We start from the raw sequence: 25,669 nt of genomic DNA on the forward strand, positions 1-25,669 counted from the left end.
TTACTTCTTACCGCAAAAAGCTATCAGTCGGCTTGTGGAGCTTCTACCGGCTTGACTGCTTCTTCGTAAGAGACCGATTTGTCGGTCACGTTAGCCTTCTGCAGAACAGTATCCACAACTTGTTCTTCCAGCACAACCGAACGGACTTCGTTCAGTTGCTGGTCGTTCTTGTAGTACCAGGACACAACCTGCTCAGGCTCTTGGTAGGCCGAAGCCATTTCCTGAATCATTTCGCGAACGCGGGCTTCGTCTGGCTTGAGGTCGAATTGCTTGACCACTTCAGCCACGATCAGACCCAGCACAACACGGCGCTTGGCTTGTTCTTCGAACAGCTCGGCCGGCAGTTGGTCAGGCTTGATGTTGCCGCCGAATTGCTGAACAGCCTGCACGCGCAGACGGTCAACTTCATTGGACAGCAGAGCCTTAGGCACTTCGATCGGGTTGGTGGCCAGCAGACCGTCCATTACCTGATTCTTGACCTTGGATTTGATCGCCTGACGCAGCTCGCGCTCCATGTTCTTGCGAACTTCAGTGCGGAAGCCTTCCAGACCCGTTTCCTTGATGCCGAATTGAGCGAAGAACTCTTCGTTCAGCTCTGGCAGTTTTGGCTCGGAAACAGTGTTCACGGTAACGGTGAACTCAGCAGTTTTGCCGGCCAGGTCGAGGTTCTGATAGTCCTCAGGGAAGGTCAGGTTCAGAACGCGCTCTTCGCCGGCTTTAGCGCCAACCAGACCGTCTTCGAAACCAGGGATCATGCGGCCGGAACCCAGAACCAGCTGAGTGCCTTTGGCGGAACCGCCAGCGAACACTTCACCGTCGACCTTGCCGACGAAATCGATGTTCAGCTGGTCGTCGTTCTGAGCAGCGCGATCGGTCACTTCAAAACGGGTGTTCTGCTTGCGCAGCACGTCCAGCATTTTGTCCAGATCGGCATCAGCCACGTCAGCGCTCAGACGCTCTACGGTGATACCGTCGAAGCCAGCAACGGTGAACTCAGGGAACACTTCGAAAACTGCAACGTATTCCAGATCTTTGCCAGCTTCGATCGACTTAGGCTCGATCGAAGGAGCGCCAGCCGGGTTCAGCTTCTGCTCGACAACAGCTTCGTAGAAGGAAGACTGGATCACGTCGCCTACAGCTTCCTGACGCGCATCAGCACCGAAACGGCGCTTGATTTCGCTCATTGGCACTTTGCCTGGACGGAAGCCAGCAATCTTGGCCTTTTGGGCAGTCTGCTGCAGACGCTTGTTGACCTGAGTCTCGATGCGCTCAGCCGGCACGGTGATGCTCATGCGGCGCTCAAGAGCAGAAGTATTTTCAACAGAAACTTGCATGGATATTCCTCGTTGCACAGACGTTAGCCGGCCGTTTCCGACCCCAGAATCAAGGGCATGCATTCTAGTGGGTCAAACTCAAGAAGTCACCCTACTGAAAACGGGTAAAAAAGCAGCAGGCAATTTATAGGCGGGGACAAACGGTTGTGCCTCGCCCTGTTAGCAAATACAGCCAGTCATGCCAGGGCTCTGCACCAATCCTTCTATATATAGAAAGACTGCCAATCATCTCCCTGACAGCCGATCTTGCGAGCAAGGTCGGCGGGTGGCGCGGCATCATCGAGAAACATAAATACGACGAAACACCCCGCCCCTGCGACCCAGGACATGCAGCCGCTTAACACTCGAACCGCTAAAACAAAAAAGGCGCCAGACTGTTAAATCTGGCGCCTTTCGAAATATGGGGTGGACGAAGGGGATCGAACCCTCGACAACGGGAGTCACAATCCCGTGCTCTACCAACTGAGCTACGCCCACCATATTGCCTTGCAAAGAAGCCAAAACAACTCCCTTGCTGCGCCCCACCCAAGCCAGCAGGCTTGTGTGAAGCTTTAGTTTGGTGCGGATGAAGAGACTCGAACTCTTACACCTTGCGGCGCTGGAACCTAAATCCAGTGTGTCTACCAATTCCACCACATCCGCGTTTGAAGCTGTTAAAGCAAAGGCGCCAGACTGTTAATCTGGCGCCTTTTGAAATATGGGGTGGACGAAGGGGATCGAACCCTCGACAACGGGAGTCACAATCCCGTGCTCTACCAACTGAGCTACGCCCACCATATCGCGCTACTTGTGCCAAAGCTGCCTAATGGCGCACCCGGCAGGACTCGAACCTGCGACCATCCGCTTAGAAGGCGGATGCTCTATCCAGCTGAGCTACGGGCGCCTTATTAATCTGTACTCTTGGAGGACTACAAACTAAGAGCTTTCCAGCCTCACAGAACCGTAATTCCGCTTGACCTTCTCATCCAGTGCTAGGCTGTGCCCGACAAGTGCGACGAATAGTATAGAGCGCCCCGAAGGCCGTCAAATCCTTTTTATAAAAAATTCATTTAATTAAAGGGCTTAGCGGAATTTGCAGACCAAGCGCCTTTGCCCTCACCTCATGACATGCGAGAATGCGTTCTCTTTTTTTCCCCTCTCGATGGTTAATCACGCGCAATGACTGCACAACTAATCGACGGCAAATCGATCGCCGCCAGCCTGCGCCAGCAGATCGCCAAACGAGTCACCGAGCGTCGCGAGCAAGGCCTGCGCACACCGGGCCTCGCGGTGATCCTGGTCGGCAGCGATCCCGCCTCTCAGGTTTATGTCTCGCACAAGCGTAAAGACTGTGAAGAGGTCGGCTTCATTTCCCAAGCCTACGACCTGCCTTCCGAAACCACTCAAGAAGCACTGACCGATCTGATCGATCGCCTGAACGACGACCCGGCAATTGACGGCGTTCTGCTTCAGCTTCCTTTACCTGAACACCTGGATGCTTCCAAATTGCTGGAACGCATTCGTCCGGATAAAGACGTCGACGGTTTCCACCCTTATAACGTCGGTCGCCTGGCCCAGCGCATTCCGCTGCTGCGCCCGTGCACCCCTAAAGGCATCATGACCCTGCTGGAAAGCACCGGTGCAGATCTTTACGGGATGGACGCCGTGGTCGTCGGAGCCTCCAACATTGTTGGCCGTCCGATGGCAATGGAATTGCTGCTGGCCGGTTGCACCGTGACCGTCACCCACCGCTTCACCAAGGATCTGGCCGGCCACGTTGGCCGTGCCGATCTGGTGGTCGTCGCCGCCGGCAAGCCGGGTCTGGTCAAAGGTGAGTGGATCAAGGAAGGCGCGATCGTGATCGACGTCGGCATCAATCGCCAGGAAGACGGCAAACTGGTCGGTGACGTGATCTACGAAACCGCCCTGCCCCGCGCTGGCTGGATCACGCCAGTCCCAGGTGGTGTCGGCCCGATGACCCGCGCTTGCCTGCTGGAAAATACGTTGTACGCGGCGGAAACTCTGCATAGCTGAGGGCTCGCTTCGAAGTAAGCGACGAACAAAAGAACCCCGCCAACAGCGGGGTTTTTTTTGCTCGCAGCAAAAGGTCGACCATCCGCCGGAAAATGACTTTTTTTTCATGTTTCCACCGACTTTCACCTCCTCCTTGAACAACCATCGACAGTTATTCAGCCATACTCCAGAATGTCGCGCTTTTAAGAAATAGCCCGTTACATAACGGCGTATCAACACCTTATGAGTCTGCCAGCGTGAAAATCCCTCTTTCCATCCTGAGCCTATTTTTTGCATTTACAGGGACGTTCATCACGCCAACGGTCAATGCCGCGGAAACGACCGCAGCACCCCGAGAAGCGAAACAACTCAAGCTCGCTTCCGGCAGCTCTTTGCTGCTGGATATGCAGACCAACAAAGTCATCTATGCCAGCAACCCCGACGTGGTTGTCCCTATCGCCTCTGTCAGCAAATTGATGACCGGCCTGGTCGTGGTCGAAGCCAGGCAGAACATGGACGAATACATCAACATCAACATCAGCGACACGCCAGAAATGAAAGGCGTGTTTTCCCGGGTCAAACTCAAAAGCGAATTGCCGCGCCGGGAAATGCTGCTGATCGCCCTGATGTCCTCGGAAAACCGTGCAGCCGCGAGCCTGGCCCATCACTATCCGGGCGGCTACGTCGCATTCATTGCCGCGATGAACGCCAAGGCCAAGGCGCTGGGCATGACCAGCACCCACTTCGTCGAACCGACCGGACTCTCCCCTCGTAACGTCTCCACTGCGCGCGACCTGAGCAAACTGCTGATCGCCGCGCACAAGTACCCGTTATTGACCGAGTTGAGTACCACCAAGGAAAAAACCGTCACGTTCCGCAAACCCAACTACAGCCTGGGTTTTCGTAACACCGACCATTTGGTCCGCAAGCCAAACTGGGACATCAAGCTGACCAAGACCGGGTTCACCAATGAAGCCGGTCACTGCCTGGTGTTGGTGACCAGCATGGGCAATCGCCAGGTGGCGCTGGTGATCCTAGACGCCTTCGGCAAGTACACGCATTTTGCCGATGCCGCCCGCATCCGCAGCTGGGTGGAAACCGGCAAAGGCGCAGACGTGCCATCGGTAGCCTTGCAGTACAAATCGGACAAGAATCTAAAGCATCGTCAGAGCGGCGTTGTTGAAGCTTCGAAATAAGTCAGCGACAGCAAACAAAACAAAGCCCCGATCATTCGGGGCTTTTTTTCGTCTGGCGTTAATCGTTGGGTAAAGGCATCTGATCGTCATCCGGAATGCCATCCCCGGCGCTTGGATCTTTCATGCCATGGGAATGCTCCGTCGGGACCACCATCGGACGCGCCAAAGGATCCCTTAACGGATCGTTCGGATCCATCACCGGATCAACCCCCTTCTCGGGCGTTGTGGGAACACTGTCCGGACGCTTGTCGTTGAAACTCGAATCAGTAGACATACGCACCTCACCAGGGGTTAGGGTTTCAGATCAGCGAGTGGGTCGTAAGGCTTCGCCGGAGCCTTGGGATTGTCGCCCGGCTTTACATCCAAGGGCGCCTTGGCTGGCCCGATGGGATCGACCTGAGGGTCGGCGAGATCCGGCGAATCGGGGTCGAAACCCAGCTCGTCGCCTGAAGAATGCTCAGACGAATGCGGGCCGTCGGGGGTATTGGAATGTGCCATGGGGCGCCTCCTGGGATCTGGCCCGGAGAAACCGGGCCTTGTCCTTTAGAGGCCATGCATGCCCGACGGTGCCGGGCAGATGACGAACGGAAACTTACTGCGCGGTCAGCGCCTTCCTCGCCCGTGCGGCGGCCTGTTCCTGACCGGCCTGGCCAAGATCGCTCGCCGCCTTCAGCCAGCGTTGCTGATCGACGTTGGCCGGGATCTGATTGGGCTTCTGGATGAGTACGGCCCAGCCGCCGGCGTCTTTGAACGATGACTCAAAAGAACTGAAGCTCATCAAATTGCGGCGATTCATGCCCGCACGCAGCAACACCGTCTGCTTCTGGCGGTTGTAACCGGCGAGAATGGCGTAACGCGGTTCAGCCCAGAGCGCCGAGCCTTCAGTGAAGCGCACCATCACCGGATAGCCGGCCGCGACCTGGGTCAACAGCGCCGGCAGATTGCTGTCGAGGGGATAAACCACCATGCCGTACTCACGAGCAAGGTTCTGCATGTTCTGCTGCAACTGTGCTTCGGCGCCCGGCACATGCAGGGGTTTTTCGAGTAACCCGGGTGTAATCACGATGCCCTGCTGCGACAGTATGCTGGCCAGCACCTGAGGTCCGCTTTGAAAGTCCTGGCCCCGGTAGAACGTGCCGCTGAGTTCGACACGTTCCGGCAGACGCTTGATTTCCGGCGCCACACTTCCCGCGCAGCCTGCCAATCCTGCAACGCAGCCGACAATCAGCGCCGCCGTTCGAATTCGAGAAAATACCCGCACGATCATCACTCTCTTGTTCAGACGCCAGGCAACACGCTCCCGGCTTGGCCGTCGATCATAGGACGCCACGGGACGGCGGTATAGCCTTAACCTGCAGTCGAGCGCATTCGATAGAGCGAACTGGTTGATGACAGCCGACCTTTGGTCAATAGCCTGAAACACAGCAACGACTAGACTGTCATTTGCAGAGAGTGTGTGCCCGCGGCAGGGCAAAGAGGAGGCACTGATGAGCCTGACAATGACAATCGTGATGTTGATTTCCGGCTGGCTGGCCGTGGCCGCCGCCATGTTGTGGGGCGTCTTGCGGATTACCCGTCGACACCATCACCACCCCGCTCAATCGGCACCTGTGGCGAAAACCGATAAACCACCGGTACGTCACGCGACTGCGCACTGACCCTTTTCGAATTCACAAACAAAAACGGCCGCCTGGGCTCTTTCGAGCGCAGGCGGCCGTTTCGTTTATCGCCGGTTAAGCTTCAGCGGCTACTTTTTTCTTCTGCTTGGCTCGACGCGACATCATGTTCAACCCCTCGATCGTCGCCGAGAAGGCCATGGCGGCGTAGACGTAACCCTTAGGCACGTGGGCACCGAAACCTTCAGCGATCAGCGTCATGCCGATCATGATCAGGAAGCCCAGCGCCAGCATCACCACCGTCGGGTTGTCGTTGATGAATTTGGCCAGAGGATCAGCCGCCAGCAACATCACCAGCACCGACACCACCACGGCGATGATCATGATCGGCAAGTGCTCGGTCATGCCCACAGCGGTAATGATGCTGTCGATGGAGAACACCATGTCCAGCATCAGGATCTGACCGATCGCAGCAGCAAAGCCCAGGGTCACGGTCGAGGTAGCCGACATCGGATCATCCGGTGCCGGGTCCATGCTGTGATGGATCTCGGTCGTCGCCTTCCACAACAGGAACAGGCCACCAGCGATCAGGATCATGTCCTTCCAGGAGAACGCGTGGCCGAGAATATCGATCACCGGCTCCGTCAACTGAACGATGAACGCGATGGTGCTCAACAGGCCCAGTCGCAGAATCAACGCCATGCCGATACCGATGCGGCGTGCTTTCTGCCGATGCTGCTCGGGCAGCTTGTTGGTCAGGATCGAGATGAAGATCAGGTTATCGATGCCGAGCACGATCTCCATGACAATCAAAGTGGCCAGGGCGACCCAGGCGGTGGGGCTTGCAGCAAGTTCTAAAAGGTATTCCATGGGTCAGTCCTGACTCGTTAAACGGTTTAGATTTCCTGGGACGAAGATTCGGTTTTCTTCTTGTCTTCGTCCGATGATTCTTTCTTGCTGATCAGTCCGCCGGTGGCATCACTGATCGCTTGTTCGGCGGCTTTGTGGGTGTCGTCGATCGCCTGCTTGGCGGTCTCGGCAGCCTTGCCCATCAATTGCTGAGCGCTTTTCTCGGCCTGGTCGCAACCGGCCAGTACCAGTAAAGACGTAATCAACAGCGCCGTGGTTTTAAGCTTCATGATGCTTTCCTCGATAGAACAAAACGGGCCGAAACGATGGCCCGTTGATAGCGAGGCATTCTAGGGAGGCAAACACTTCAGGAAAATTCGTATTTTCAGCGGTTATACTTCGGTTTTTACGAATCCAGAATTAATTGTAGGAGCGAGGCTTGCCCGCGAAGAACGTTGACGCGGTCTTTCTGAAGGACCGCGTCAACGTTCTTCGCGGGCAAGCCTCGCTCCTACAGGGGATATAAACAACATGTTGAATTATCGGCAATTGCACTATTTCTGGGTGGTGGCCAAGACCGGCAGCATCGTACGCGCCTGCGAGCAGCTGAACCTGACACCCCAGACCATCAGCGGGCAGATTTCCTCGCTTGAACAGACCTATGGCATTGAGTTGTTCCGACGCGTCGGCCGACAGCTTGAGTTGACGGAGGCCGGACGTCAGACCCTGACCTACGCCGAGCAAATGTTTCAACTGGGTGGCGAACTGGAGTTGATGCTGCGGGCGCAACCCAACGAACAGCAGATCCTGTTTAGGGTTGGCGTGGCGGATGTGGTGCCCAAATCCATCGTCTATCGCCTGATTGCGCCGACCATGGAATTGAGTGAACCGCTGCGCATCACCTGTCGCGAAGACAAACTCGAACGTTTGCTCGCCGACCTGGCGATCCAGCGACTGGACCTGGTGATCTCTGACAGCCCGATGCCGTCGCACCTGGACATCAAGGGTTACAGCCAGAAACTCGGTGAATGCGGGATCAGCTTCTTCGCCACCGCGGAACTGGCAATGCAGTACGGCCAGGATTTCCCCCACAGCCTGCACGGCGCACCGCTGTTGATTCCCGGGCCGGAAACCGTGGTGCGCAGTCGCTTGCAGCGCTGGTTTGCCGAGCAGCAGATCCAGCCGCGCATCGTCGGCGAATTCGACGATAGCGCGCTGATGCAGGCTTTCGGTCAATCGGGCAGCGGGATTTTCATCGGCCCAAGCGTGATTGCCGACGAAGTGAAACGCCAATACGGCGTGGAGTTGATTGGCCAGACCGACGCCGTGACCGAGTCGTTCTACGCCATTTCGGTTGAACGCAAGGTCAAGCACCCCGGCATCGTTGCGATTACCGAAGGTGCCCGACGCGAACTGTTCACCGAGCTGTGAAGGGTCAGGCGCAGACTTCGCGCGGCTTCATGGTCATCAGCGCCATGGCCAGCAGAATCGAAACCAGGATAAAAGCCGCCGCCGCAAAACCCAGCCCGCCCAGGCCAACGCTGTCAATCACCCGTCCGCCGACCATCGCGCCCAGACCGATGCCGAGGTTGGCCCCGGCAATGTTCAGCGACGCGGCAAAGGCTGGAGCCTCGGGCGCGGCCTTCATCAATCGCACATGGCTGACCAGGAACAACGCAGCCTGGGTCACACCCCAAATCCCCATCGCCGCCGCCAGACCCACCGGCGAATGAATGTTCGGCACCAAGGCCACCATGCCGGCGATCATGAACGCGCAGAACATCATCGAAGCCATCAGCGGATGACGATCCACTGCGCGACCGCCCAGTGAGTTGCCGATCAAGCCGACCGCGCCAAAGCCCATCAGGCACCAGCCGACCACCGTGCCGTTGAAACCGGCGAGGCGTTCAAGGATATCCGCGAGGTAGGTGTAAGCGGTGAACATGCCGCTGAACACCAGGACCGACAGCAAGACATGGCCCAGCATCAACGGGCTGCGCAGGATCTTGAACTGCGAACGGAAGCTCACCTGATGCTGATGCAGGTTGGTTTTCGGCAGGTAGATAAACAGCAGCAACGCCTTGGCAAACGCGATCACCGCCAGAATGCCAAAGGCACTGCGCCAACCGAACGCGTCGGAAATCAGTGTGCCGACAGGAATGCCGAACACCGTGGCGCAGACGATGCCGAAACCGATCTTGGCGATGGCCCGCCCGGCGTAGTCCGGCCCGACGATGTCCACGGCGGTTTCACTGGCCAGCGCCCAGAACACCGGCAGCCCCAGTGCGGGGATCAGCCGGGCGATGGACATTACCCAGATGTTCGGCGCAAACGCCGCGAGGGTGTTGGCCAGACCGAACATGATCAGCACCGAGATGAACAGCTTGCGCCGCTCGAACCTGGCGAAGTACGCCGTCAGGAACGGCCCGAACGCCGCAACGGTGAAGGCGAACAAGGTCACCAGCAAACCCGCCTGGGGAATGCTGACGTCCAGGTCTCGGGCGATCGCCGGCAACAGGCCGACGATGATGAACTCCGTAGTCAGTACCGTAAAACCGGCGGCCGACAACAGAAGGATGGGCAACAGCATGCAGAACTCCAGAAAAACGACAACACCAGCGATAGCCCGAGGGCTCACTGGCATGACTTGAAAATGAGGATGCGCAATCTTAACAGAGTGTTTCCGATCAGGGTTGCACGAACCTGCCGATCTCGTTGATCACGCGGGCGGCAGATCGTCACAGGTCTGAAGGATCAAGACCACGCTGTGATAAAGTCCGCGCCCTGCGATACGTACACCCTGTTCATCGGCCACTCCTTGGCATTGATGTCGTAACACCCCCGCACCTAATAATCAGAGATGCCGTTTTATGACTGCTCCATCCCCTTCGCTATTGCAACGCTTGAAACGTTTGAGCCTGGTCTCGCAAATCATCATCGGCCTGGTCGCCGGGATTGCCTTGGCGCTGTTTGCGCCGGACGTGGCGAAGTCCACGGCGTTCATCGGCAAGGTCTTCGTTTCGGCACTGAAAGCCGTCGCGCCGATTCTGGTGTTCGTGCTGGTCATGGCCTCGATCGCCAACCATAAGCACGGCCAGGAAACCCACATCCGGCCGATTCTGTTTTTGTACCTGCTGGGTACTTTTGCCGCTGCGGTAGTCGCGGTCGTTGCCAGCATGATGTTCCCGTCCAGTCTGGTGCTGTCCACCCAAGACGTCGCGGTGACTGCACCGGGTGGTATCAGCGAAGTGCTGCAAAGCCTGCTGCTGAGCGTGGTCGACAACCCGGTCAGCGCGCTGATGAATGCCAACTTCATCGGTATTCTGGCGTGGGCGATTGGCATGGGCGTTGCGATTCGCCATGCCGGTGACACCACCCGCGAGGTGCTCGGCGACTTGTCCAATGGCGTGACCCTGATCGTGCGCCTGGTGATTCGTTTTGCGCCGCTGGGGATCTTTGGCCTCGTCGCGTCGACCCTCGCCACGTCCGGCTTCGGCGCGCTGATCGGTTACATGCATCTGCTGGCCGTGCTGCTGGGCTGCATGCTGTTTGTGGCGCTGGTAATGAACCCGGTGATCGTGTTCTGGAAACTGCGCCGCAACCCGTACCCGCTGGTGCTGACCTGCCTGCGGGAAAGCGGCATCACCGCGTTTTTCACCCGTAGTTCGGCGGCGAACATTCCGGTCAATCTGGAATTGAGCAAGCGCCTGGGCCTGCATGAAGACACTTACTCGGTATCGATTCCGCTGGGTGCGACCATCAACATGGCTGGCGCGGCGATCACCATTACCGTGCTGACCCTGGCCGCCGTGCATACCTTGGGCATCGCCGTGGATATTCCGACCGCCATTCTGCTCAGTGTGGTGGCGGCGATCTGTGCGTGCGGCGCTTCGGGCGTGGCTGGCGGTTCGTTGTTGCTGATTCCACTGGCGTGCAGCCTGTTTGGTATTCCGAGTGAAATCGCCATGCAGGTGGTGGCGGTCGGTTTCATTATTGGTGTGTTGCAGGATTCGGCGGAGACTGCGCTGAACTCGTCCACTGATGTGCTGTTCACTGCCGCGGCTTGCCTCGGCGAAGAAGCGAAAGCAGAACGCTTGGCCTGACACTTTCCCCTGTGGGAGTGAGCCTGCTCGCGATGAGGGCCTTACATCCAACATTTATGTTGGCTGACAGTCCGCCATCGCGAGCAGGCTCACTCCTACAGGATCTGCGGTGCAGATGAACAATGCGCACCCATGAAAAAGCCCCGGCAACCCAAGGCTGCGGGGGCTTTTTTGTACCTGAGCGGTTTAGAACGCGCCCATGTAATCGCGCTTGCCCACTTCCACACCGTTGTGACGCAGCAATGCGTAAGCGGTGGTGACGTGGAAGAAGAACTGCGGCAGGCCGTAGCTCAACAGGTAAGCCTGGCCACTGAAGCGCTTCTCTTTCGGCGTGCCTGGACGCGTCACGATCTCGATGCCTTCCTTGCCGTCGATCTGCTCGGGATTGATCTCGCCGATGTAAGCCAGAACCTTGGCAATCAATGTTTGCAGTTCAGCGAAGGTGGTTTCGGTGTCGTCATATTTCGGCACTTCGATCTCGGCCAGGCGCGAGGAAACGCCTTTGGCGAAATCAACGGCGATCTGCACCTGACGCACCAGCGGGAACATGTCCGGGTACAGGCGAGCTTGCAGGAAAGCGTTTGGGTCAATGTTCTTGGCAGTGGCGTGGGCTTCGGCTTTACTCAGAACGTCACTCAGGGCGCTGAGCATTTGTTTGAAAACCGGAACGGAAGCGGCATACAGGGAAATGGTCATGACAGTCTCGTGTGGTGACAGGAGGGAAACGTGGGCCGATTATAGCCATGCCCGACCCTCCTGCGGCTTGTCTTTTATCCAGCAAGGATTAGGCTAGGCGGCTTCGACTGCATGCTTTCACGGCAAAGGGAAAAGCGCGATGAGCACTGAGCAAGAGACGACCTTCGACGAGCCGCGCCTGAACAGCACGGAAATCCGCATTCTGGGCTCGTTGATCGAGAAGCAGGCCACCAGCCCGGAAACGTATCCGCTGACCCTTAATGCGCTGGTGATTGCCTGCAACCAGAAAACCAGTCGCGAACCGGTGATGAACCTCACCCAGGGTCAGGTCGGCCAGAGCCTGCGCGCCCTCGAAGGTCGCGGCTTTACCAGACTGGTGATGGGCAGCCGTGCCGATCGCTGGGAGCATAAGGTCGACAAGGCGCTGGAACTGGTGCCGGCCCAGGTGATTCTGGCTGGACTGCTGTTTCTGCGCGGCCCGCAGACGGTCAATGAACTGCTGACCCGTAGCGGCCGCATGCATGACTTTGAAGACGCCGAACAGGTGGTGCATCAACTGGAGCGGCTGATTGCTCGTGGTCTGGCGTTGCTGATTCCACGTCAAGCCGGGCAGCGCGAAGACCGCTATATGCATGCGTTGGGTGATCCGGCGGATATCGAGGTCATCCTTGCGGCCCGGCAAAATCCGACCGACCGCGGCGCCGGCAGCGGCGTGTCGGTTGAGCGGATCGAAGAGCTTGAAGCGCGTATTGCCGCACTCGAAGAACGCCTGGCCCGCCTCGAATAACCAACACGATCCCTGTAGCAGCTGTCGAGCCTGCGAGGCTGCGTCCGGCTGCGCAGCAGTCGTAAATTCGGAAAGCAAAGTTTACCTGACACACCGCAACGCATGATTTTACGACTGCTGCGCAGCCGGACGCAGCCTCGCAGGCTCGGCAGCTGCTACAAGATCGGCTCCATTATTCGCCATCCCAGTAATCCACGCCATCGCCCGGTCGGGCGATGGCGACGAAGCCTGAGGCATTGCCTTCGGCGTCGATCTTGAAGTCGTCCATCACTGCATATTTACCGGAATCGGGGTATTCGCAAATCTCCGGCGATTGCTGGGTGCTAACCGCCAGATAGCGCAGTTCGCCATTACTGTTGTTGATGATCTGGTGCGCGGCTTCGGGACCGCCTGGCGGGCAAGCGATCACATCACCGGCGCGGATCGGGAAGCGCTCGGCACCGAGGCGAACCTCCCCTTCCCCGGCCACGACGTAAAACATCTCCTCGTTGACCCTATGACTGTGAAACGGGCTGCCACGCATGCCCGGTTCCAGCACATAAAGGCGATAACCCAGTTTCTGAGCACCCAGCTGCTGACCGACGCGGGCCATTCTCTGCTGATAGCGGCCGGCGGTTTCACCGGTGGGCGCCAGGGCTTCGGGCAACGGCTCAAGTTCGACCTGATTCAGGTTGAGAATGGGGGGATGCATGGAAACCTCGATCACGGTTCGTTGGTTGGGGGGGGGGCAAGTCTTTGCTTGCTGGCGGGGAGTATAGGCAGGGAAATGTGCGGCAACTGATTGGGCTTGCCTGGGGACCGAGTTGCGCCCATCGCGAGCAGGTCGAATCGTCGCACCCTCACTCCCACAGGGTTCTTTACCGATCACAAAACCTGAGTACGACACCAATCCCCTGTAGGAGTGAGCCTGCTCGCGATGAGGCCAGAACAGCCATTAATAATCCCAGGGATCAGCTCCGGGCAAACTCCACCGCTTTATGAAACTGCTCATCCGTTGGCCGCACGCCGGTGTACAGGACAAACTGCTCCAGCGCCTGGATCGCGATCACTTCCAGCCCGGTAATGACGCGTTTACCCTCGGCACGACCACGCACGATCAACGGTGTTTCCGAGGGAATCGCCACCACATCGAAGACAGTTTCCGCAGCAGCAATGGTTTCAGCATCGAACGCCAGTTGATCCGCCTCCGGCCCGCCGCTCATGCCAATCGGCGTAACGTTGATCAACATCTGCGGGCGCTGAGTGCCCAGTTCCGCTTGCCACTGATAACCCAGCGATTCAGCCAACGCACGCCCCGCGCGCTCGTTACGGGCCAAGATCAGGCCATTTTTATAGCCGCCATCGCGCAAGGCACTCGCCACGGCCTTGGCCATGCCACCGCTGCCGCGCAAAGCGAAGGTCGATTCCTTCGGCACCTGATGGGTTTCAAGCAGCTGGGCGATGGCGATGTAATCGGTGTTGTAGGCCTTGAGGTGGCCGTCGGTGTTGACGATGGTATTGATCGATTGAATGGCCGCAGCGGACGCATCCAGTTCATCAACCAGCGCGATACAGGCTTCCTTGAACGGCATCGACACGCCACAGCCACGAATGCCCAGCGCGCGAATACCGCCAACCGCACCCGGCAGATCCTGACTGCTGAACGCCTTGTAGTAGAAATTCAGGCCCAGTTGTTCATACAGATGATTGTGAAACCGCAGGCCGAAATTGCCGGGACGCCCGGAAAGCGACATGCACAGCTGGGTGTCTCTGTTGGGATTCATCTGCATGAAACTTCTCCTTCTATAAGCACTTTCAGATGGACGGGATTAGCCATTCCATCGCGTTCTGATCGATCATGACAGCGTGCCTGCGCAGGTTCGCAAGAGCCGTAAAGAAGCCGGTACAGACCTTACACAAAATTTACCCAACGGCCGTGCTGATTTTCAAAAAACCGCTGTCTTAGATGTATCCCTGCGACAATCCTTGGGTCTATTGCAGACGCAAGCGCCGGGTCGAAGAACCGAGGAATTATCATGATCCGTAAACTCCCTACAGTTGCCTTGCTGCTCGGTGCTCTTGCTATTACAGGGCAGGCAGAGGCTGGCGGCGGTCACGGTTGGCAGGGTCCAGCGGTATTTGGCGCGATCGTTGGTTCGGCAATCGTCGGCTCGGCCATCATCAACAGCAACCGGCCGGTCTATGTACAGCAACCGGTATACGCCCAGCCACAGCCGGTTTACATACAACAGCCGCCACCGGTTTATTACCAGCCTGCACCGGTCTACGTGCAGCAACCGGTCTACTACGCGCCGCCACCGGTTTACTACGGCCCGCCACGTGGTTATTACGGTCCACCGCGCGGTTACTATGGCCCTCCCCACGGCTATGGTCGCTGGTAACAGACTCATCAGGCCCCGCCTTGTCAGCGGGGCTTTTTTGTGACCGTTCGTCGGCGAAGGTCTGGAAAAATCGCGTCAAGGTCGCTGTCGGGACAGTGTTGGCGGTGCAAGTTGGCAAGATTGACTCGACCGCCCTTCCCCCGTATTCGGAAAAACGGTCATATTTATGTCATGGCAGGTCCGCAAGCTTGGATCTGTCCGTAAACAACAGGTTGATAAAAACAAGGACGACCTCATGCCCACGCAAAACCCGCACCGCATTGTCGGCTTGTGCACCTCCAGCAAGGTGTACAACGCTTTGACCGAGCTCAAGCACCTGGAAGGCCACCGCAGCGCCAAGTTTCTTTCGCTGCTGGCAGAAAACCTCGTGCGCAAAGGCCTGCTCAACGAGCAGGAAGTGGTTCATATGCTTGATCTGGTGGTCGACTGAGCACAAAGCTCACTGACGTCAATGACGACTATCGAAAGCGTTGATTGTCCGTTCGAGTGGCAGGTCCGTAAGGTAGCTCCATCGATTGATGGAGGTACTTATGTCCCAGGTTCAAATCATGTCCGTAATCGGCAGCGCCGTTCCCGCATCGCTCAGAGAGCTCGGATTGCTCGCCTGTTGGTATCTGGTGCAGGACGGCGAACCGATCAGCGGACCGCTCACTTCGCTGCCGGCCGCCAAGGCACTGTCGCAACGGATCGGCCAGGGTCAGCTCAGCGCTTAAGGCAGCTGAATCCTCGGTTTGGTCTCGAGGAAGATGTCCCAGCTCGACATGAACAGCGCCGCGATCAGCGGCCCGATGACAAAGCCGTTCAGGCCGAAAATCGCCAGGCCGCCCAGGGTCGAGATGAGGATCAGATAGTCCGGCATCTTTGTATCCTTGCCCACCAGGATCGGACGCAGCACATTATCCACCAGCCCGATCACAAACACCCCGAACAACCCCAGCACCACACCCTGCCAGATCGCCCCGGCGAACAGGAAGAACGCTGCCACCGGTGCCCAGACAATCCCCGCCCCCACCGCCGGCAACAGCGATAGAAATGCCATCAATACCGCCCAGAGCAATGCGCTCGGGATGTCCAGAAACCAGAAAATCAAACCGCCCAATGCGCCCTGTGTGATCGCCACCAGCAGGTTGCCCTTTACGGTCGCCCGAACCACGCGGTTGAACTTGAGCTGCAAGCGGCGCTTCTGGTGTTCCTGCAGCGGTATGGCGGAGCGAACTTTACGGGCCAGTTCGGCGCCGTCTCGCAGAAAAAAGAACAGCAGGTAGAGCATGATGAAAAAACCCACCAAAAAATCGAACGTGCCCTGACCGAAACTGAAGACTTGCGTGGCGAAAAACTCATTGCCCGTCACCGCACTCTTGATGATTTTCTCCCGCAGCCCGTCCAGCTCACCGACGCCGGCCCGGTCAAGCAAATGCTGGAAGTACGGCGGCAAGCTGTGTTTGAAGTTCGTCACGTACCCCGCGATATCCAGTTCGCCGCTTTCGATACTCTTGTAAAGCGAAGCCCCTTCCTGAACCAGCAAGATACTGAGGATGATCACCGGCAGAATCGCGATCACCAGGCAGACGCTCAGGGTGAGCAGCGACGTCAGGTTGCGCTGCCAGCCGAACTTCAGTTGAATCCGGCGTTGCAGCGGCGCGAACAGAATCCCGAGGATCACCGCCCAGAACACCGCGCCATAGAACGGCAGCAAAATCCAGATAAAGGCGACAGTGACCACCCCGAGCAGGATCACCAGCGATTTGTTGTGTACCGTCTCTTCGTTCATGTTCGATCCATGTCAGCGCGCAGGGGTAACGCTCTTGTATTGAAGAGCCGTACTAATGCTTAGTCCGCCACGGTTCGCGCGAGTGCCATCCGTTTGTTCATCAAGCATAGATCCAGATCAATGAACCTCGCGGACAAGCCGATTACCCTTCCCGGCTTTTGCGATCGACACTGCCATGACGCTCCTTGCTCCAGAACTGCTCGCTCCCGCCGGCACCTTGAAAAACATGCGCTACGCCTTCGCCTACGGTGCCGATGCGGTCTACGCCGGCCAGCCGCGTTACAGCCTGCGAGTGCGCAACAACGAATTCGATCACGCCAATCTCGCGCTCGGCATTCGCGAAGCGCAGGCACAAGGCAAACGTTTCTATGTGGTGGTGAACATTGCGCCGCACAACGCCAAGCTCAAGACCTTCCTCAACGACCTGGCACCGGTGATTGCGATGGCCCCGGACGCGCTCATCATGTCCGATCCGGGCCTGATCATGCTGGTACGCCGGCACTTTCCACAGATGCCGATCCACCTGTCGGTGCAGGCCAATACGGTGAACTGGGCCAGTGTCGAGTTCTGGCAGCAACAGGGCCTGAGCCGGATCATCCTTTCTCGGGAACTGTCGCTGGAAGAAATCGCTGAGATTCGCCAACAAGTCCCGGCGATGGAGCTGGAGGTCTTTGTCCATGGCGCGCTGTGCATGGCCTATTCCGGCCGCTGCCTGTTATCGGGTTACATGAACAAGCGCGACGCCAACCAGGGCAGTTGCACCAACGCCTGCCGCTGGAAGTATTCGGCGACGCAAGCCACGGAAAATCAACTCGGCGAAATCGTTCAGCAGTTCCGGCCTGAGCCGACCCTGGGCCTCGGCGCGCCGACCGATCAGGTATTCCTGTTGCAGGAAGCCAATCGCCCGGACGAACTGATGCCGGCCTTCGAGGACGAACACGGCACCTACATCATGAACGCCAAGGACCTGCGCGCCGTACAGCATGTCGGGCGCCTGACGCAGATGGGCGTGCACTCGCTGAAGATCGAAGGCCGGACCAAATCCCACTTCTATTGCGCACGCACCACGCAGGTCTATCGCCGAGCGATTGATGATGCCGTGGTCGGTCGCGAATTTGATCGCAGCTTGATGACGGATCTGGAGTCTTTGGCTCAGCGCGGCTACACCGAAGGTTTCCTGCGTCGGCATGTGCATGACGAATACCAGAACTATCAGCACGGCAGCTCGGTTTCAGAGCGTCAGCAGTTTGTTGGCGAGTTGACAGGTGAACGTCGTGATCGCTGGGCGCAAGTGAAGGTAAAGAACCGGTTCAGCCTGGGCGATCACATGGAACTGATGACGCCCCAAGGGAACTTCCACTTCGATCTGCATCAGTTGCAGAACGTCAAAGGCGAATCGATCGACGTGGCGCCAGGGGATGGGCATACGGTGTATGTGCCGATTCCGGATGCGGTGGACTTGCGGTACGGGTTATTGATGCGGGATGTGGGCGTTACGCAATAACCAGGAATTCTGTGGGAGCGAGCCTGCTCGCGATGACAGACTTTCAGCCAACATCATTGTTCAGTTATGAGCGGCTTTCGCGAGCAAGCTCGCGCCCGCAGTAATCGGTTAAGCGAACTCCTCGCGCAACATCGCCACAAACGCTTCCCGCGCTGGGTGAACCCCGGCGTTTTCATGCCAGTAAAAAAGGTTGTCGATGGCCGTCAGCTCAGGAAACTCATACCCCGCGCACCCTGCCCCTTTCGCATACTGGTCAAACACCCCTTTGGGCACCAGCGCGATCCCAGCCCCGGCGCTGACGCACCCGACAATCGCCCCATAACTCGCCAGGCTGACAATCGGCAGTGCCTGCCCTTGCCGCAACAACCAATGCTCCAGTGCCGCCCGATAAGGACAGCCTTGCGGCCACATGAACACGGTCTTGCCCTGCAAATCGGTGATATCGCGCACCGGCCCCAGCGATGTCGAGGCAATCAGCAGCAGCTCTTCGCGGTACATCGGCGTGCGCTTGAGTTGCGAGCGCTCAACATCCACCGCGACAATCGCGCCGTCGAGCCGATGATTGAGGGTGTCATCGAGCAGTTGGCTCCAGGTGCCGGTGGTCAGTTCCAGCGCAACGCCCGGATAACGCTTGTGAAACTTGGCCAGCAGGCGCGGCAGACGACCGGTGGCCGAGGACTCGATGGCGCCAATACGCAGCGGCCCGGACGGTTCGGCCGAAGGATCCACCGCGCGCTTGGCTTCAACGGTCAGCGCGAGAATCTTCGAGGCGTAAGACAGAAACGTTTGCCCCGCCGGGCTGATGCGCAAGCCTCGGCCCTCGCGAAGAAACAGCGCCACACCCAACTCGGCTTCCAGCGACTTGATGCGTGCCGTGATGTTCGAAGGCACACAATGCAACAACTCCGCCGCCCGGGCGATGCTGCCGACGTCGGCAATGGTCTTGAACATGCGAATCTGCGCCAATTCCATACATCACCCAAAGTGAACAGTTGATGCAGTATAAGTCAGTTGTGGCGAACGGTTAGCCTTCCGATACTCGGTGCATCAACCCACCGGTGATCGACCATGAAGCCCTCCACCCACACCTACAAAATCCTCTTGGCCATGACGTTTGTCGTCGGCTGCTGGGGATACTCGCCGACCGGCATTCACATCGGATTGCAGGCCTATGACCCAGGTCATTTGGCGCTGCTGCGGTTTCTGATCGCGTCGGTGTTCATGGCATTTGTTGCCACGTTCAAAGGCATCAGCTTGCCGAAGCTTCGCGATCTGCCGTTGCTGTTCGTCCTCGGCTTCTTTGCCGTGAGCCTGCACCACGTCGCACTCAATATCGGCCAGCAAAGTGTCAGCGCCGGCGCTTCCAGTGTGTTGGCGCAATCGACGCCGTTGTTCAGCACTTTGCTGGCGCGGTTCGTGTTCAAGGACCGGGTCAGCGCCTGGCGCTGGGGTTGTGTCTTATTGGGATTGATCGGCGTGGTGATTGTGGTGGCCGGTGATCGCGGACTGGGCAGCATCGATGCGCATGGTTTGCTGATCTTGCTGGCGGCGGTGTCGTGGAGTTTTTACTTCGCACTACAGAAGCATCACTCCGGGCGCTACGACGGTTTGACGCTGGTCTGTTACACGGTGTGGTCGGGCACGGCGCTGTTGCTGATTTATCTGCCGGGGTTGGCCGGCAAGGTCGTCAGTGCACCGATGCAGGTGCAATGGGCGGTATTGGCATTGGGCGTGTTTCCCAGCGCCCTCGCCTACCTGGCCTGGGCGTTTGTGCTGGCCCACATCGACTTGAGTCGGGCGACGATGACGCTGTATCTGATTCCGCCGACGGCCATGGCCATTGCGGCTTTTGCCTTGGGTGAGCAGCCGACGCTGATGGTAGGGGGCGGTGCGCTGGTGGTGTTGATCAGTGTGCTGGCGTTGAATCTGGAGCGGCGCCCTGCGGTCATCGCGGCGCAGCCCGCCCGGCCATGATTGCAAGCAATGCGCGCTAAAGAATTGGCCTGCGATGCCGACGTCCTCTTTTCACATGAACGTGACGTCATCGCCTGGAATTGCTTATGAACCGTTTCGCTGCTGCCTGTGTGCTAGGGATATTGTCCGGCTGCGCCAGCCCGCCACCTCCGACACCCACCCCACCGCCCTACCGGCAGCCGGTTCTGACTGTGCAAGAAGTGTTTAACAAAACGCCACTGGAAAACTCGGTGATGCGTAACGGCGATACGCTCAGCTATCAGGTTCATACCCCCGCTTACTCCCGCGATGGCTTACCGAGCGTTGTACAGTTGCAAGCGGACTGCAAGGTGCCCGATGTCAAACTGCTGTTCCTCGACAACTTCCCGGTCATGGCACCCCATGGCAGCCGCGACCATACGCCGCTGACCCTCCCGATCCCCAAAGAACTGGCAGCCACGCTGGCCAGCAAGCCTGAGTTTGTCCAAGCCTGTGCTCGCACCGCACCGTCGGACTGGCGTGTTGTCCATCGCACGGATGCAGCACGCTGGGTGATGATCGACGTCAATAGCCTGAAGACCGAGGGCAACGTCAGCCGGTTCTGGGGTGGATTCGACGACCCTGCACTGCTTAACGACAAGCCCGGCCTGCAACTGTTCGGACAGACTCGCGAGCGCTATGAAGTCGATTGCGCACGCAAGACCTATCGGGTGCTGAGCTCATTCCAGCACGGCCCGAACAATCGGGTGTCCATGGGCGGGGTACTCAAAGACCCGCCACAACAGGCCTTCGCCCAAGGCCTCGCAGACACCCAGACTTTGCTGAACGCTGCGTGCAGCGCGCCATCACAGCGCTCGACGCTGCCGGTGTACGCCGCCCGCGACAAACGTGCGTTGAGCTATCAGATAGAACCTTTCCCTGCTTCGGCCCTGAAAGCCATCACCGATTTGAAGCTTGCGCCGCCCACCCGGACACTCAAGCGCACGGTTTCGAAACTCAGTTTCACGCTCCTTTATCTGTCGAAATCAAGCGCGGAAACTACGCTGGTGTTCGACACCGACGCGCAGAGCGGACAATTACGCGAGCATCGGGAACAGGCACCACCGGACTGGTACAGCGTCAGTTTCAGAGGCTTATTGCCTCTGGCACAGCAATACCCGCACAACCCGCAGACAGACAGCAAGCGCGGGCCACCGTTATCCAGAGTCATCGACACTCAGCAATTGAGCTTCACCGGAGACTGGCAGCGCATGCCGGTCGGTGCGTCGCTGGAAATGCGCGCCAACAAGCGGGAACGAAGCAACATCGACGGCGAAAAAATGAAACTGGAAAGTGTGCGCTGCACCGTGCAGCGTGTGCTCGACGCCGCCCAGGTCAACAGCGAGTTGAAAGGCATGGCCAAAGAATTGCGCTGCCAGTTTGACCTCGGCCAGAAACTCGAACTCGACAGCAAGTTTTACTACCTTGAAGACTACGCTTACTTCTTTCAGTCTTCGTCCGGGCGAGGGGGCACATCGAGTGTTGTAACGATGATCAAGGCCGAGGAATAAATAAAATGCCCGGCACATTGGCCAGTGCCAATGAACTAAGCGATGACGCAATTACAAAGAGTGAGTGGACGCACACAATGTGTTATCTGCCCGGGTTCTTTTTATCGCCTGTCTCGGATAAAGGGTCGACAAGACAAACGGTCGTCAGCCACCGGCCGAAAACCGGTCACGGCTGTTGGTCAGGTGCAGCCACATGGCGGCGCGCGCGGCGTCCGGGTCTTGCCGCTTGATCGCGTTGAGTATCGCCTCGTGCTCGAGATTGGCCAGTTGCCCCAACTTGCTCAAATCCGCCGCGCCACGCTCGGCGGCATTGACCCGGGTCCTCGGAATCATGGCGTTGCCCAGGTGCTGCATGATTTCAGTGAAGCACACGTTGCCGGTGGCTTCGGCAATCAGCAGATGGAAGCGCTTGTCGGCCTCGACGCAGCTGTCGTTGTTGGCGAGCAGGCTTTGATAGTCATCGAGCGCTTCGCGCATCTGCAGTAACTGATGATCGGTGCGACGACTTGCCGCCAGCGCCGCGGCCTGGGTTTCCAGGCCCATGCGCAACTCCAGGATGCTGCGCACCCCCAGCGCGGTATCGACATTCAATCGCAGTCCCTGCTCCGGTGCGCGCTCCAGCACAAAAGTGCCGATACCGTGTCGGGTTTCCACCAGGCCTGAAGCCTGCAATTTCGAGATTGCCTCACGCACCACCGTGCGGCTGACCCCGTGCTCCTGAACAATCGTGTTCTCCGACGGCAGCTTGTCTCCCGGCAACATTTGCCCGAGCAAAATGCTCTGGCTCAGCTTGGCCACGAGGTCATGAGCCAGGTTGTGGGTGCGCTTGCGGGGAGGCGCGTCGAGGTCTTCTTGCATGGCGATCATCCAAAAGCAGTGCTGACGGGATCGTAGCACCACGCTCGGTTGGAATCTCAAGAAAACAACGACCTACTTGTATGACAACACTCAACATTTTCAGTGAAACGGCCGTCACTCACATCGCACAAAACCGTAAAAAGAATAACAACCCATGGAACTAGCGCCATTTTATTGGACGAGAACGCTTGCAGGTCTAAAAAACCTAGTTGTATGATGTCTATCAACAACGCAACACTCAGCCACACCCCGCATAAAAATAATCAGTGGGAGAAAACCAAGTGAATACATCCATATCCGGGATGCACGATGGCGCCGATTCAGTCCTGAAGTCCGCCATCTCGAAAGTGAAACGCCATGTCTTGCCGCTGTTCGTCATCATGTTCATCGTCAATTACATTGACCGCGTGAACATCGGCTTCGTCCGTGCCCACATGGAGCAGGACCTTGGGATTGGCGCGGCCGCCTACGGCCTTGGCGCCGGCCTGTTCTTTATCGGTTACGCGCTGTTCGAAGTCCCCTCCAACATGCTTCTGCAAAAAGTCGGCGCACGCATCTGGCTGACCCGCATCATGCTGACCTGGGGTCTGGTCGCCGCGTGCATGGCCTTCATCCAGAACGAAACCCACTTCTACATCCTGCGATTTCTGCTGGGCGTGGCTGAAGCCGGGTTCTTTCCCGGGGTGATTTATTACTTCACGCGCTGGCTGCCAGGCGTTGAGCGCGGCAAGGCGATTGCGATTTTCCTAAGCGGATCTGCCATTGCCTCGTTGATCTCCGGCCCGCTGTCCGGGTTGCTGTTGCAGATCAGCGGATTCGGAATGCACGGCTGGCAATGGATGTATTTCATTGAGGGGATGTTTTCAGTCGGGCTGTGCGTGTTCGTGTGGTTCTGGCTGGACTCCAAACCCCACGACGCCAAATGGCTGACCCGCGCCGAGCAAGATGCGCTGGTCAAAGCCATTGATGACGAACAACTGGCCCGCGAAGCAGCGACACCGATCAAGCCATCATTGAGCAAGCTGCTCAAGGATCGCCAGATCATCCTGTTCTGCCTGATCTACTTCTTCATCCAGCTGACTATTTACGCCGCGACCTTCTGGCTGCCGAGCATCATCAAGAAGATGGGCGATCTGAGCGACATTCAGGTCGGGCTGTTCAACTCGATCCCGTGGTTGTTGTCGATCGTCGGTATGTACGCCTTCGCGTCGCTGTCGGCCAAATGGAAAAACCAGCAAGCCTGGGTCGCCGCTGCCCTGCTGATCGCGGCGGCCGGGATGTTCATGTCCACCACTGGCGGACCGGTCTTTGCCTTCGTTGCCATCTGCTTCGCGGCGCTGGGTTTCAAGTCCGCGTCGTCGCTGTTCTGGCCGATCCCTCAGGCTTATCTGGATGCGCGGATCGCGGCGGGCGTGATCGCTCTGATCAACTCAGTGGGCAACCTTGGCGGCTTCGTTGCACCGACCACGTTCGGCCTGCTCGAAGAACACACCGGTTCCATTCAGGGCGGCCTGTATGGCCTGGCGGCGACATCGATCATCGCCGCGATCATCGTCTTCGCCGCGCGCAATACACCGAAAACCGCACCGGCCGTTGCACTGGGCAAACCAGCGCCCAATCACGCCTGAACCTCTGTTTTGAAGGACAAGAAAATGAACCCACAAGACACCGCAAAAGCCCCGATCATCACCAGCCTGCAGGTGGTTCCGGTGGCCGGTCACGACGGCATGCTGCTCAATCTGAGCGGCGCCCACGGCCCGTTCTTCACCCGCAACATTGTGATCCTCAAGGACAACGCCGGTCACACGGGGGTCGGCGAAGTACCAGGTGGTGAGCGCATTCGCCAGACGCTGGAAGACGCACGCTCGCTGGTGGTCGGCAGTCCGATTGGCACGTATCAGAAGATCCTCAACCAGGTGCGCCAGACCTTCGCCGAGCGTGATGCCGGCGGTCGCGGTTTGCAGACGTTCGACCTGCGCATCACCATTCACGCGGTCACGGGCCTGGAAGCCGCCCTCCTCGACTTGCTCGGTCAGCATCTGGACGTGCCGGTCGCGGCCCTGCTCGGCGAAGGCCAGCAGCGCGACGAAGTGAAGATGCTCGGTTATCTGTTTTATGTCGGTGATCGCAATGAAACCGATCTGGCCTATCGCAGCGAACCAGACGCCGATAACGACTGGTTCCGTGCACGTCACGAGAAAGCCATGACCGCCGACGCCGTGGTGCGCCTGGCCGAGGCGGCGCACGCCCGTTACGGCTTCAAGGACTTCAAACTCAAGGGCGGCGTGCTCAGCGGCGACGAAGAAATCGAAGCGGTCACCGCGTTGGCTGAACGCTTCCCTGACGCACGAATTACCCTCGATCCGAATGGCGCGTGGTCACTCAAGGAAGCCATTCGACTGTGCCGCGATCAGCATCACGTGCTCGCTTACGCCGAAGACCCGTGCGGGGCGGAAAACGGTTATTCGGGCCGTGAAGTCATGGCTGAGTTCCGACGCGCCACGGGCCTGAAAACCGCGACCAACATGATCGCCACCGACTGGCGGGAAATGGGCCACGCGATCCAGTTGCAATCGGTGGATATCCCCTTGGCCGACCCGCATTTCTGGACCATGCAAGGCTCGGTTCGTGTGGCGCAGATGTGCCACGAATGGGGCCTGACCTGGGGCTCGCACTCCAACAATCACTTCGATATTTCCCTGGCGATGTTCACCCATGTTGCGGCAGCCGCACCGGGTGAAATCACTGCAATCGATACGCACTGGATCTGGCAGGACGGCCAGCGCCTGACCAAGGCTCCGCTGCAAATCGTCGGTGGTTGCGTGCAGGTGCCGAAGAAACCGGGGCTAGGGGTTGAACTGGATCTGGATCAGTTGGCCAAGGCTCATGAGTTGTATAAAGGCATGGGATTGGGCGCGCGGGATGACAGCGTGGCGATGCAGTTTCTGATTCCGGGGTGGACGTTTGATAACAAGCGGCCGTGTCTGGTGCGCTAGTCCCTCGCAACACCGACCCTCTGTAGGAGTGAGCCCGCTCGCGATGAGGCCATAACATTCAACATCAACGTTGAATGTTACAC

The 25,669-nt window shown here is 58.2% G+C and carries 26 protein-coding genes, 4 tRNA genes and 1 pseudogene; 14 read left to right on the forward strand and 17 right to left on the reverse strand.

Annotated features, from left to right (window positions below):
* Positions 1-23: 23 nt before the first annotated feature.
* The 5 genes from tig to ACYZTY_RS18070 all read right to left on the reverse strand — a co-directional run bounded on the left by tig (position 24) and on the right by ACYZTY_RS18070 (position 2,217).
* A complete protein-coding gene (gene tig / locus ACYZTY_RS18050; RefSeq protein WP_461954848.1) occupies positions 24-1,334 on the reverse strand; it encodes a trigger factor in 1,311 nt (436 codons plus the stop codon).
* Positions 1,335-1,735: 401 nt separating this feature from the next.
* Positions 1,736-1,811 (reverse strand) — tRNA-His (locus tag ACYZTY_RS18055).
* 80 nt (positions 1,812-1,891) lie between these two features.
* A tRNA-Leu gene (locus ACYZTY_RS18060) sits at positions 1,892-1,976 on the reverse strand.
* A 56-nt stretch (positions 1,977-2,032) separates the two neighbouring features.
* Positions 2,033-2,108: transfer RNA gene (locus ACYZTY_RS18065), tRNA-His, on the reverse strand.
* Positions 2,109-2,140: 32 nt separating this feature from the next.
* Positions 2,141-2,217: transfer RNA gene (locus tag ACYZTY_RS18070), tRNA-Arg, on the reverse strand.
* 275 nt (positions 2,218-2,492) lie between these two features.
* Between ACYZTY_RS18070 and folD the strand changes: the two genes are divergently transcribed.
* Together folD and pbpG are read left to right on the forward strand one after the other, a co-directional pair.
* Positions 2,493-3,347, forward strand: a complete 855-nt coding sequence (folD, locus tag ACYZTY_RS18075; protein ID WP_403104728.1) for a bifunctional methylenetetrahydrofolate dehydrogenase/methenyltetrahydrofolate cyclohydrolase FolD — start codon at positions 2,493-2,495, stop codon at positions 3,345-3,347.
* A 236-nt stretch (positions 3,348-3,583) separates the two neighbouring features.
* Entirely contained in the window at positions 3,584-4,522 is a 939-nt protein-coding gene (gene pbpG / locus ACYZTY_RS18080) for a D-alanyl-D-alanine endopeptidase (protein WP_461954849.1), read from the forward strand.
* Positions 4,523-4,580: 58 nt separating this feature from the next.
* Here the strand turns inward: pbpG and ACYZTY_RS18085 are convergent, their stop codons facing one another.
* The 3 genes and pseudogenes from ACYZTY_RS18085 to ACYZTY_RS18095 form a co-directional block, all read right to left on the reverse strand.
* On the reverse strand, positions 4,581-4,796 hold the full coding sequence (locus ACYZTY_RS18085; protein ID WP_461954850.1) for a hypothetical protein: 216 nt from the start codon (positions 4,794-4,796) through the stop codon (positions 4,581-4,583).
* Positions 4,797-4,813: 17 nt separating this feature from the next.
* Positions 4,814-5,020 carry a DUF6021 family protein gene (locus ACYZTY_RS18090; protein WP_461954851.1) on the reverse strand — a complete coding sequence of 69 codons (207 nt, stop codon included), beginning with the start codon at positions 5,018-5,020 and terminating at the stop codon, positions 4,814-4,816.
* Positions 5,021-5,114: 94 nt separating this feature from the next.
* Positions 5,115-5,842, reverse strand: a pseudogene (locus ACYZTY_RS18095) (cysteine peptidase family C39 domain-containing protein).
* 167 nt (positions 5,843-6,009) lie between these two features.
* On the opposite strand from ACYZTY_RS18095, the gene ACYZTY_RS18100 reads away from it, so the two are divergent.
* Positions 6,010-6,180 carry a hypothetical protein gene (locus ACYZTY_RS18100; RefSeq protein WP_461954852.1) on the forward strand — a complete coding sequence of 57 codons (171 nt, stop codon included), beginning with the start codon at positions 6,010-6,012 and terminating at the stop codon, positions 6,178-6,180.
* Between the two features lie 75 nt (positions 6,181-6,255).
* On the opposite strand, the gene ACYZTY_RS18105 is transcribed toward ACYZTY_RS18100, so the two are convergent.
* Together ACYZTY_RS18105 and ACYZTY_RS18110 are read right to left on the reverse strand one after the other, a co-directional pair.
* Positions 6,256-7,008 carry a TerC family protein gene (locus tag ACYZTY_RS18105; RefSeq protein ID WP_461954853.1) on the reverse strand — a complete coding sequence of 251 codons (753 nt, stop codon included), beginning with the start codon at positions 7,006-7,008 and terminating at the stop codon, positions 6,256-6,258.
* A gap of 26 nt (positions 7,009-7,034) precedes the next feature.
* Positions 7,035-7,277 (reverse strand): hypothetical protein, encoded by a 243-nt coding sequence (locus ACYZTY_RS18110; RefSeq protein ID WP_461954854.1) that lies wholly within the window; start codon positions 7,275-7,277, stop codon positions 7,035-7,037.
* Between the two features lie 241 nt (positions 7,278-7,518).
* Here ACYZTY_RS18110 and nhaR point away from each other — a divergent pair, with 241 nt between their 5' ends.
* Positions 7,519-8,418 (forward strand): transcriptional activator NhaR, encoded by a 900-nt coding sequence (gene nhaR, locus ACYZTY_RS18115; RefSeq protein WP_461954855.1) that lies wholly within the window; start codon positions 7,519-7,521, stop codon positions 8,416-8,418.
* A 4-nt stretch (positions 8,419-8,422) separates the two neighbouring features.
* On the opposite strand, the gene ACYZTY_RS18120 is transcribed toward nhaR, so the two are convergent.
* The gene (locus ACYZTY_RS18120) at positions 8,423-9,577 is read right to left on the reverse strand and encodes an MFS transporter (RefSeq protein ID WP_461954856.1); all 1,155 of its coding nucleotides are present in this window, start codon (positions 9,575-9,577) and stop codon (positions 8,423-8,425) included.
* 280 nt (positions 9,578-9,857) lie between these two features.
* Between ACYZTY_RS18120 and sstT the strand changes: the two genes are divergently transcribed.
* Positions 9,858-11,090: a serine/threonine transporter SstT gene (sstT, locus tag ACYZTY_RS18125; RefSeq protein ID WP_461954857.1), complete on the forward strand. Its 1,233-nt coding sequence runs from the start codon at positions 9,858-9,860 to the stop codon at positions 11,088-11,090.
* A gap of 186 nt (positions 11,091-11,276) precedes the next feature.
* Here sstT and ACYZTY_RS18130 read toward each other — a convergent pair whose 3' ends face one another.
* Positions 11,277-11,786 carry a DUF1993 domain-containing protein gene (locus ACYZTY_RS18130; RefSeq protein ID WP_461954858.1) on the reverse strand — a complete coding sequence of 170 codons (510 nt, stop codon included), beginning with the start codon at positions 11,784-11,786 and terminating at the stop codon, positions 11,277-11,279.
* 139 nt (positions 11,787-11,925) lie between these two features.
* Between ACYZTY_RS18130 and ACYZTY_RS18135 the strand changes: the two genes are divergently transcribed.
* On the forward strand, positions 11,926-12,573 hold the full coding sequence (locus ACYZTY_RS18135) for a YceH family protein (RefSeq protein WP_461954859.1): 648 nt from the start codon (positions 11,926-11,928) through the stop codon (positions 12,571-12,573).
* A gap of 172 nt (positions 12,574-12,745) precedes the next feature.
* On the opposite strand, the gene ACYZTY_RS18140 is transcribed toward ACYZTY_RS18135, so the two are convergent.
* Together ACYZTY_RS18140 and ACYZTY_RS18145 are read right to left on the reverse strand one after the other, a co-directional pair.
* Positions 12,746-13,264: a cupin domain-containing protein gene (locus ACYZTY_RS18140; protein ID WP_461954860.1), complete on the reverse strand. Its 519-nt coding sequence runs from the start codon at positions 13,262-13,264 to the stop codon at positions 12,746-12,748.
* A gap of 259 nt (positions 13,265-13,523) precedes the next feature.
* A complete protein-coding gene (locus tag ACYZTY_RS18145; protein WP_461954861.1) occupies positions 13,524-14,342 on the reverse strand; it encodes a shikimate 5-dehydrogenase in 819 nt (272 codons plus the stop codon).
* 246 nt (positions 14,343-14,588) lie between these two features.
* On the opposite strand from ACYZTY_RS18145, the gene ACYZTY_RS18150 reads away from it, so the two are divergent.
* The 3 genes from ACYZTY_RS18150 (at position 14,589) to ACYZTY_RS18160 (ending at position 15,667) form a co-directional block, all read left to right on the forward strand.
* Positions 14,589-14,954 (forward strand): hypothetical protein, encoded by a 366-nt coding sequence (locus ACYZTY_RS18150; RefSeq protein WP_461954862.1) that lies wholly within the window; start codon positions 14,589-14,591, stop codon positions 14,952-14,954.
* A gap of 235 nt (positions 14,955-15,189) precedes the next feature.
* Positions 15,190-15,384 carry a hypothetical protein gene (locus tag ACYZTY_RS18155; RefSeq protein ID WP_003179723.1) on the forward strand — a complete coding sequence of 65 codons (195 nt, stop codon included), beginning with the start codon at positions 15,190-15,192 and terminating at the stop codon, positions 15,382-15,384.
* A gap of 100 nt (positions 15,385-15,484) precedes the next feature.
* Positions 15,485-15,667, forward strand: coding sequence for a hypothetical protein (locus ACYZTY_RS18160; RefSeq protein WP_461954863.1), 183 nt, complete (start codon positions 15,485-15,487; stop codon positions 15,665-15,667).
* Here ACYZTY_RS18160 and ACYZTY_RS18165 read toward each other — a convergent pair.
* Positions 15,664-16,725, reverse strand: coding sequence for an AI-2E family transporter (locus ACYZTY_RS18165; RefSeq protein ID WP_461954864.1), 1,062 nt, complete (start codon positions 16,723-16,725; stop codon positions 15,664-15,666). The two genes, ACYZTY_RS18160 and ACYZTY_RS18165, sit on opposite strands and share 4 nt — an antisense overlap.
* A 175-nt stretch (positions 16,726-16,900) precedes the next feature.
* On the opposite strand from ACYZTY_RS18165, the gene trhP reads away from it, so the two are divergent.
* Positions 16,901-18,229: a prephenate-dependent tRNA uridine(34) hydroxylase TrhP gene (trhP, locus tag ACYZTY_RS18170; RefSeq protein WP_461954865.1), complete on the forward strand. Its 1,329-nt coding sequence runs from the start codon at positions 16,901-16,903 to the stop codon at positions 18,227-18,229.
* A gap of 108 nt (positions 18,230-18,337) precedes the next feature.
* Here the strand turns inward: trhP and ACYZTY_RS18175 are convergent, their stop codons facing one another.
* Positions 18,338-19,201 (reverse strand): LysR substrate-binding domain-containing protein, encoded by an 864-nt coding sequence (locus tag ACYZTY_RS18175; RefSeq protein WP_461954866.1) that lies wholly within the window; start codon positions 19,199-19,201, stop codon positions 18,338-18,340.
* Positions 19,202-19,297: 96 nt separating this feature from the next.
* On the opposite strand from ACYZTY_RS18175, the gene ACYZTY_RS18180 reads away from it, so the two are divergent.
* Both ACYZTY_RS18180 and ACYZTY_RS18185 read left to right on the forward strand, forming a co-directional pair.
* Positions 19,298-20,203 (forward strand): DMT family transporter, encoded by a 906-nt coding sequence (locus ACYZTY_RS18180; RefSeq protein ID WP_461954867.1) that lies wholly within the window; start codon positions 19,298-19,300, stop codon positions 20,201-20,203.
* Positions 20,204-20,394: 191 nt separating this feature from the next.
* On the forward strand, positions 20,395-21,732 hold the full coding sequence (locus ACYZTY_RS18185) for a hypothetical protein (protein WP_461954868.1): 1,338 nt from the start codon (positions 20,395-20,397) through the stop codon (positions 21,730-21,732).
* A gap of 144 nt (positions 21,733-21,876) precedes the next feature.
* Here ACYZTY_RS18185 and ACYZTY_RS18190 read toward each other — a convergent pair whose 3' ends face one another.
* On the reverse strand, positions 21,877-22,590 hold the full coding sequence (locus tag ACYZTY_RS18190; RefSeq protein ID WP_461954869.1) for a FadR/GntR family transcriptional regulator: 714 nt from the start codon (positions 22,588-22,590) through the stop codon (positions 21,877-21,879).
* Positions 22,591-22,871: 281 nt separating this feature from the next.
* On the opposite strand from ACYZTY_RS18190, the gene ACYZTY_RS18195 reads away from it, so the two are divergent.
* Positions 22,872-24,218 (forward strand): MFS transporter, encoded by a 1,347-nt coding sequence (locus ACYZTY_RS18195; RefSeq protein ID WP_461954870.1) that lies wholly within the window; start codon positions 22,872-22,874, stop codon positions 24,216-24,218.
* Between the two features lie 24 nt (positions 24,219-24,242).
* Positions 24,243-25,586, forward strand: a complete 1,344-nt coding sequence (gudD, locus tag ACYZTY_RS18200) for a glucarate dehydratase (RefSeq protein ID WP_461954871.1) — start codon at positions 24,243-24,245, stop codon at positions 25,584-25,586.
* The last annotated feature ends 83 nt before the right edge of the window (positions 25,587-25,669 follow it).

The sequence above is a fragment of the Pseudomonas sp. LB1P83 genome (assembly GCF_054897885.1).

Excerpts from the sequence above, each read along its gene's own strand:
- nhaR (WP_461954855.1), top strand. The coding sequence starts at position 7,519 with ATGTTGAATTATCGGCAATTGCACTATTTCTGGGTGGTGGCCAAGACC.
- ACYZTY_RS18155 (WP_003179723.1), top strand. The coding sequence starts at position 15,190 with ATGCCCACGCAAAACCCGCACCGCATTGTCGGCTTGTGCACCTCCAGC.
- ACYZTY_RS18150 (WP_461954862.1), top strand. The coding sequence starts at position 14,589 with ATGATCCGTAAACTCCCTACAGTTGCCTTGCTGCTCGGTGCTCTTGCT.
- ACYZTY_RS18180 (WP_461954867.1), top strand. The coding sequence starts at position 19,298 with ATGAAGCCCTCCACCCACACCTACAAAATCCTCTTGGCCATGACGTTT.
- ACYZTY_RS18160 (WP_461954863.1), top strand. The coding sequence starts at position 15,485 with ATGTCCCAGGTTCAAATCATGTCCGTAATCGGCAGCGCCGTTCCCGCA.
- ACYZTY_RS18135 (WP_461954859.1), top strand. The coding sequence starts at position 11,926 with ATGAGCACTGAGCAAGAGACGACCTTCGACGAGCCGCGCCTGAACAGC.
- ACYZTY_RS18110 (WP_461954854.1), bottom strand. The coding sequence starts at position 7,277 with ATGAAGCTTAAAACCACGGCGCTGTTGATTACGTCTTTACTGGTACTG.
- ACYZTY_RS18120 (WP_461954856.1), bottom strand. The coding sequence starts at position 9,577 with ATGCTGTTGCCCATCCTTCTGTTGTCGGCCGCCGGTTTTACGGTACTG.
- ACYZTY_RS18190 (WP_461954869.1), bottom strand. The coding sequence starts at position 22,590 with ATGCAAGAAGACCTCGACGCGCCTCCCCGCAAGCGCACCCACAACCTG.
- sstT (WP_461954857.1), top strand. The coding sequence starts at position 9,858 with ATGACTGCTCCATCCCCTTCGCTATTGCAACGCTTGAAACGTTTGAGC.
- ACYZTY_RS18105 (WP_461954853.1), bottom strand. The coding sequence starts at position 7,008 with ATGGAATACCTTTTAGAACTTGCTGCAAGCCCCACCGCCTGGGTCGCC.
- ACYZTY_RS18140 (WP_461954860.1), bottom strand. The coding sequence starts at position 13,264 with ATGCATCCCCCCATTCTCAACCTGAATCAGGTCGAACTTGAGCCGTTG.
- ACYZTY_RS18165 (WP_461954864.1), bottom strand. The coding sequence starts at position 16,725 with ATGAACGAAGAGACGGTACACAACAAATCGCTGGTGATCCTGCTCGGG.
- trhP (WP_461954865.1), top strand. The coding sequence starts at position 16,901 with ATGACGCTCCTTGCTCCAGAACTGCTCGCTCCCGCCGGCACCTTGAAA.
- folD (WP_403104728.1), top strand. The coding sequence starts at position 2,493 with ATGACTGCACAACTAATCGACGGCAAATCGATCGCCGCCAGCCTGCGC.
- tig (WP_461954848.1), bottom strand. The coding sequence starts at position 1,334 with ATGCAAGTTTCTGTTGAAAATACTTCTGCTCTTGAGCGCCGCATGAGC.
- ACYZTY_RS18175 (WP_461954866.1), bottom strand. The coding sequence starts at position 19,201 with ATGGAATTGGCGCAGATTCGCATGTTCAAGACCATTGCCGACGTCGGC.
- ACYZTY_RS18145 (WP_461954861.1), bottom strand. The coding sequence starts at position 14,342 with ATGCAGATGAATCCCAACAGAGACACCCAGCTGTGCATGTCGCTTTCC.
- ACYZTY_RS18130 (WP_461954858.1), bottom strand. The coding sequence starts at position 11,786 with ATGACCATTTCCCTGTATGCCGCTTCCGTTCCGGTTTTCAAACAAATG.
- gudD (WP_461954871.1), top strand. The coding sequence starts at position 24,243 with ATGAACCCACAAGACACCGCAAAAGCCCCGATCATCACCAGCCTGCAG.
- ACYZTY_RS18090 (WP_461954851.1), bottom strand. The coding sequence starts at position 5,020 with ATGGCACATTCCAATACCCCCGACGGCCCGCATTCGTCTGAGCATTCT.
- ACYZTY_RS18085 (WP_461954850.1), bottom strand. The coding sequence starts at position 4,796 with ATGTCTACTGATTCGAGTTTCAACGACAAGCGTCCGGACAGTGTTCCC.
- ACYZTY_RS18100 (WP_461954852.1), top strand. The coding sequence starts at position 6,010 with ATGAGCCTGACAATGACAATCGTGATGTTGATTTCCGGCTGGCTGGCC.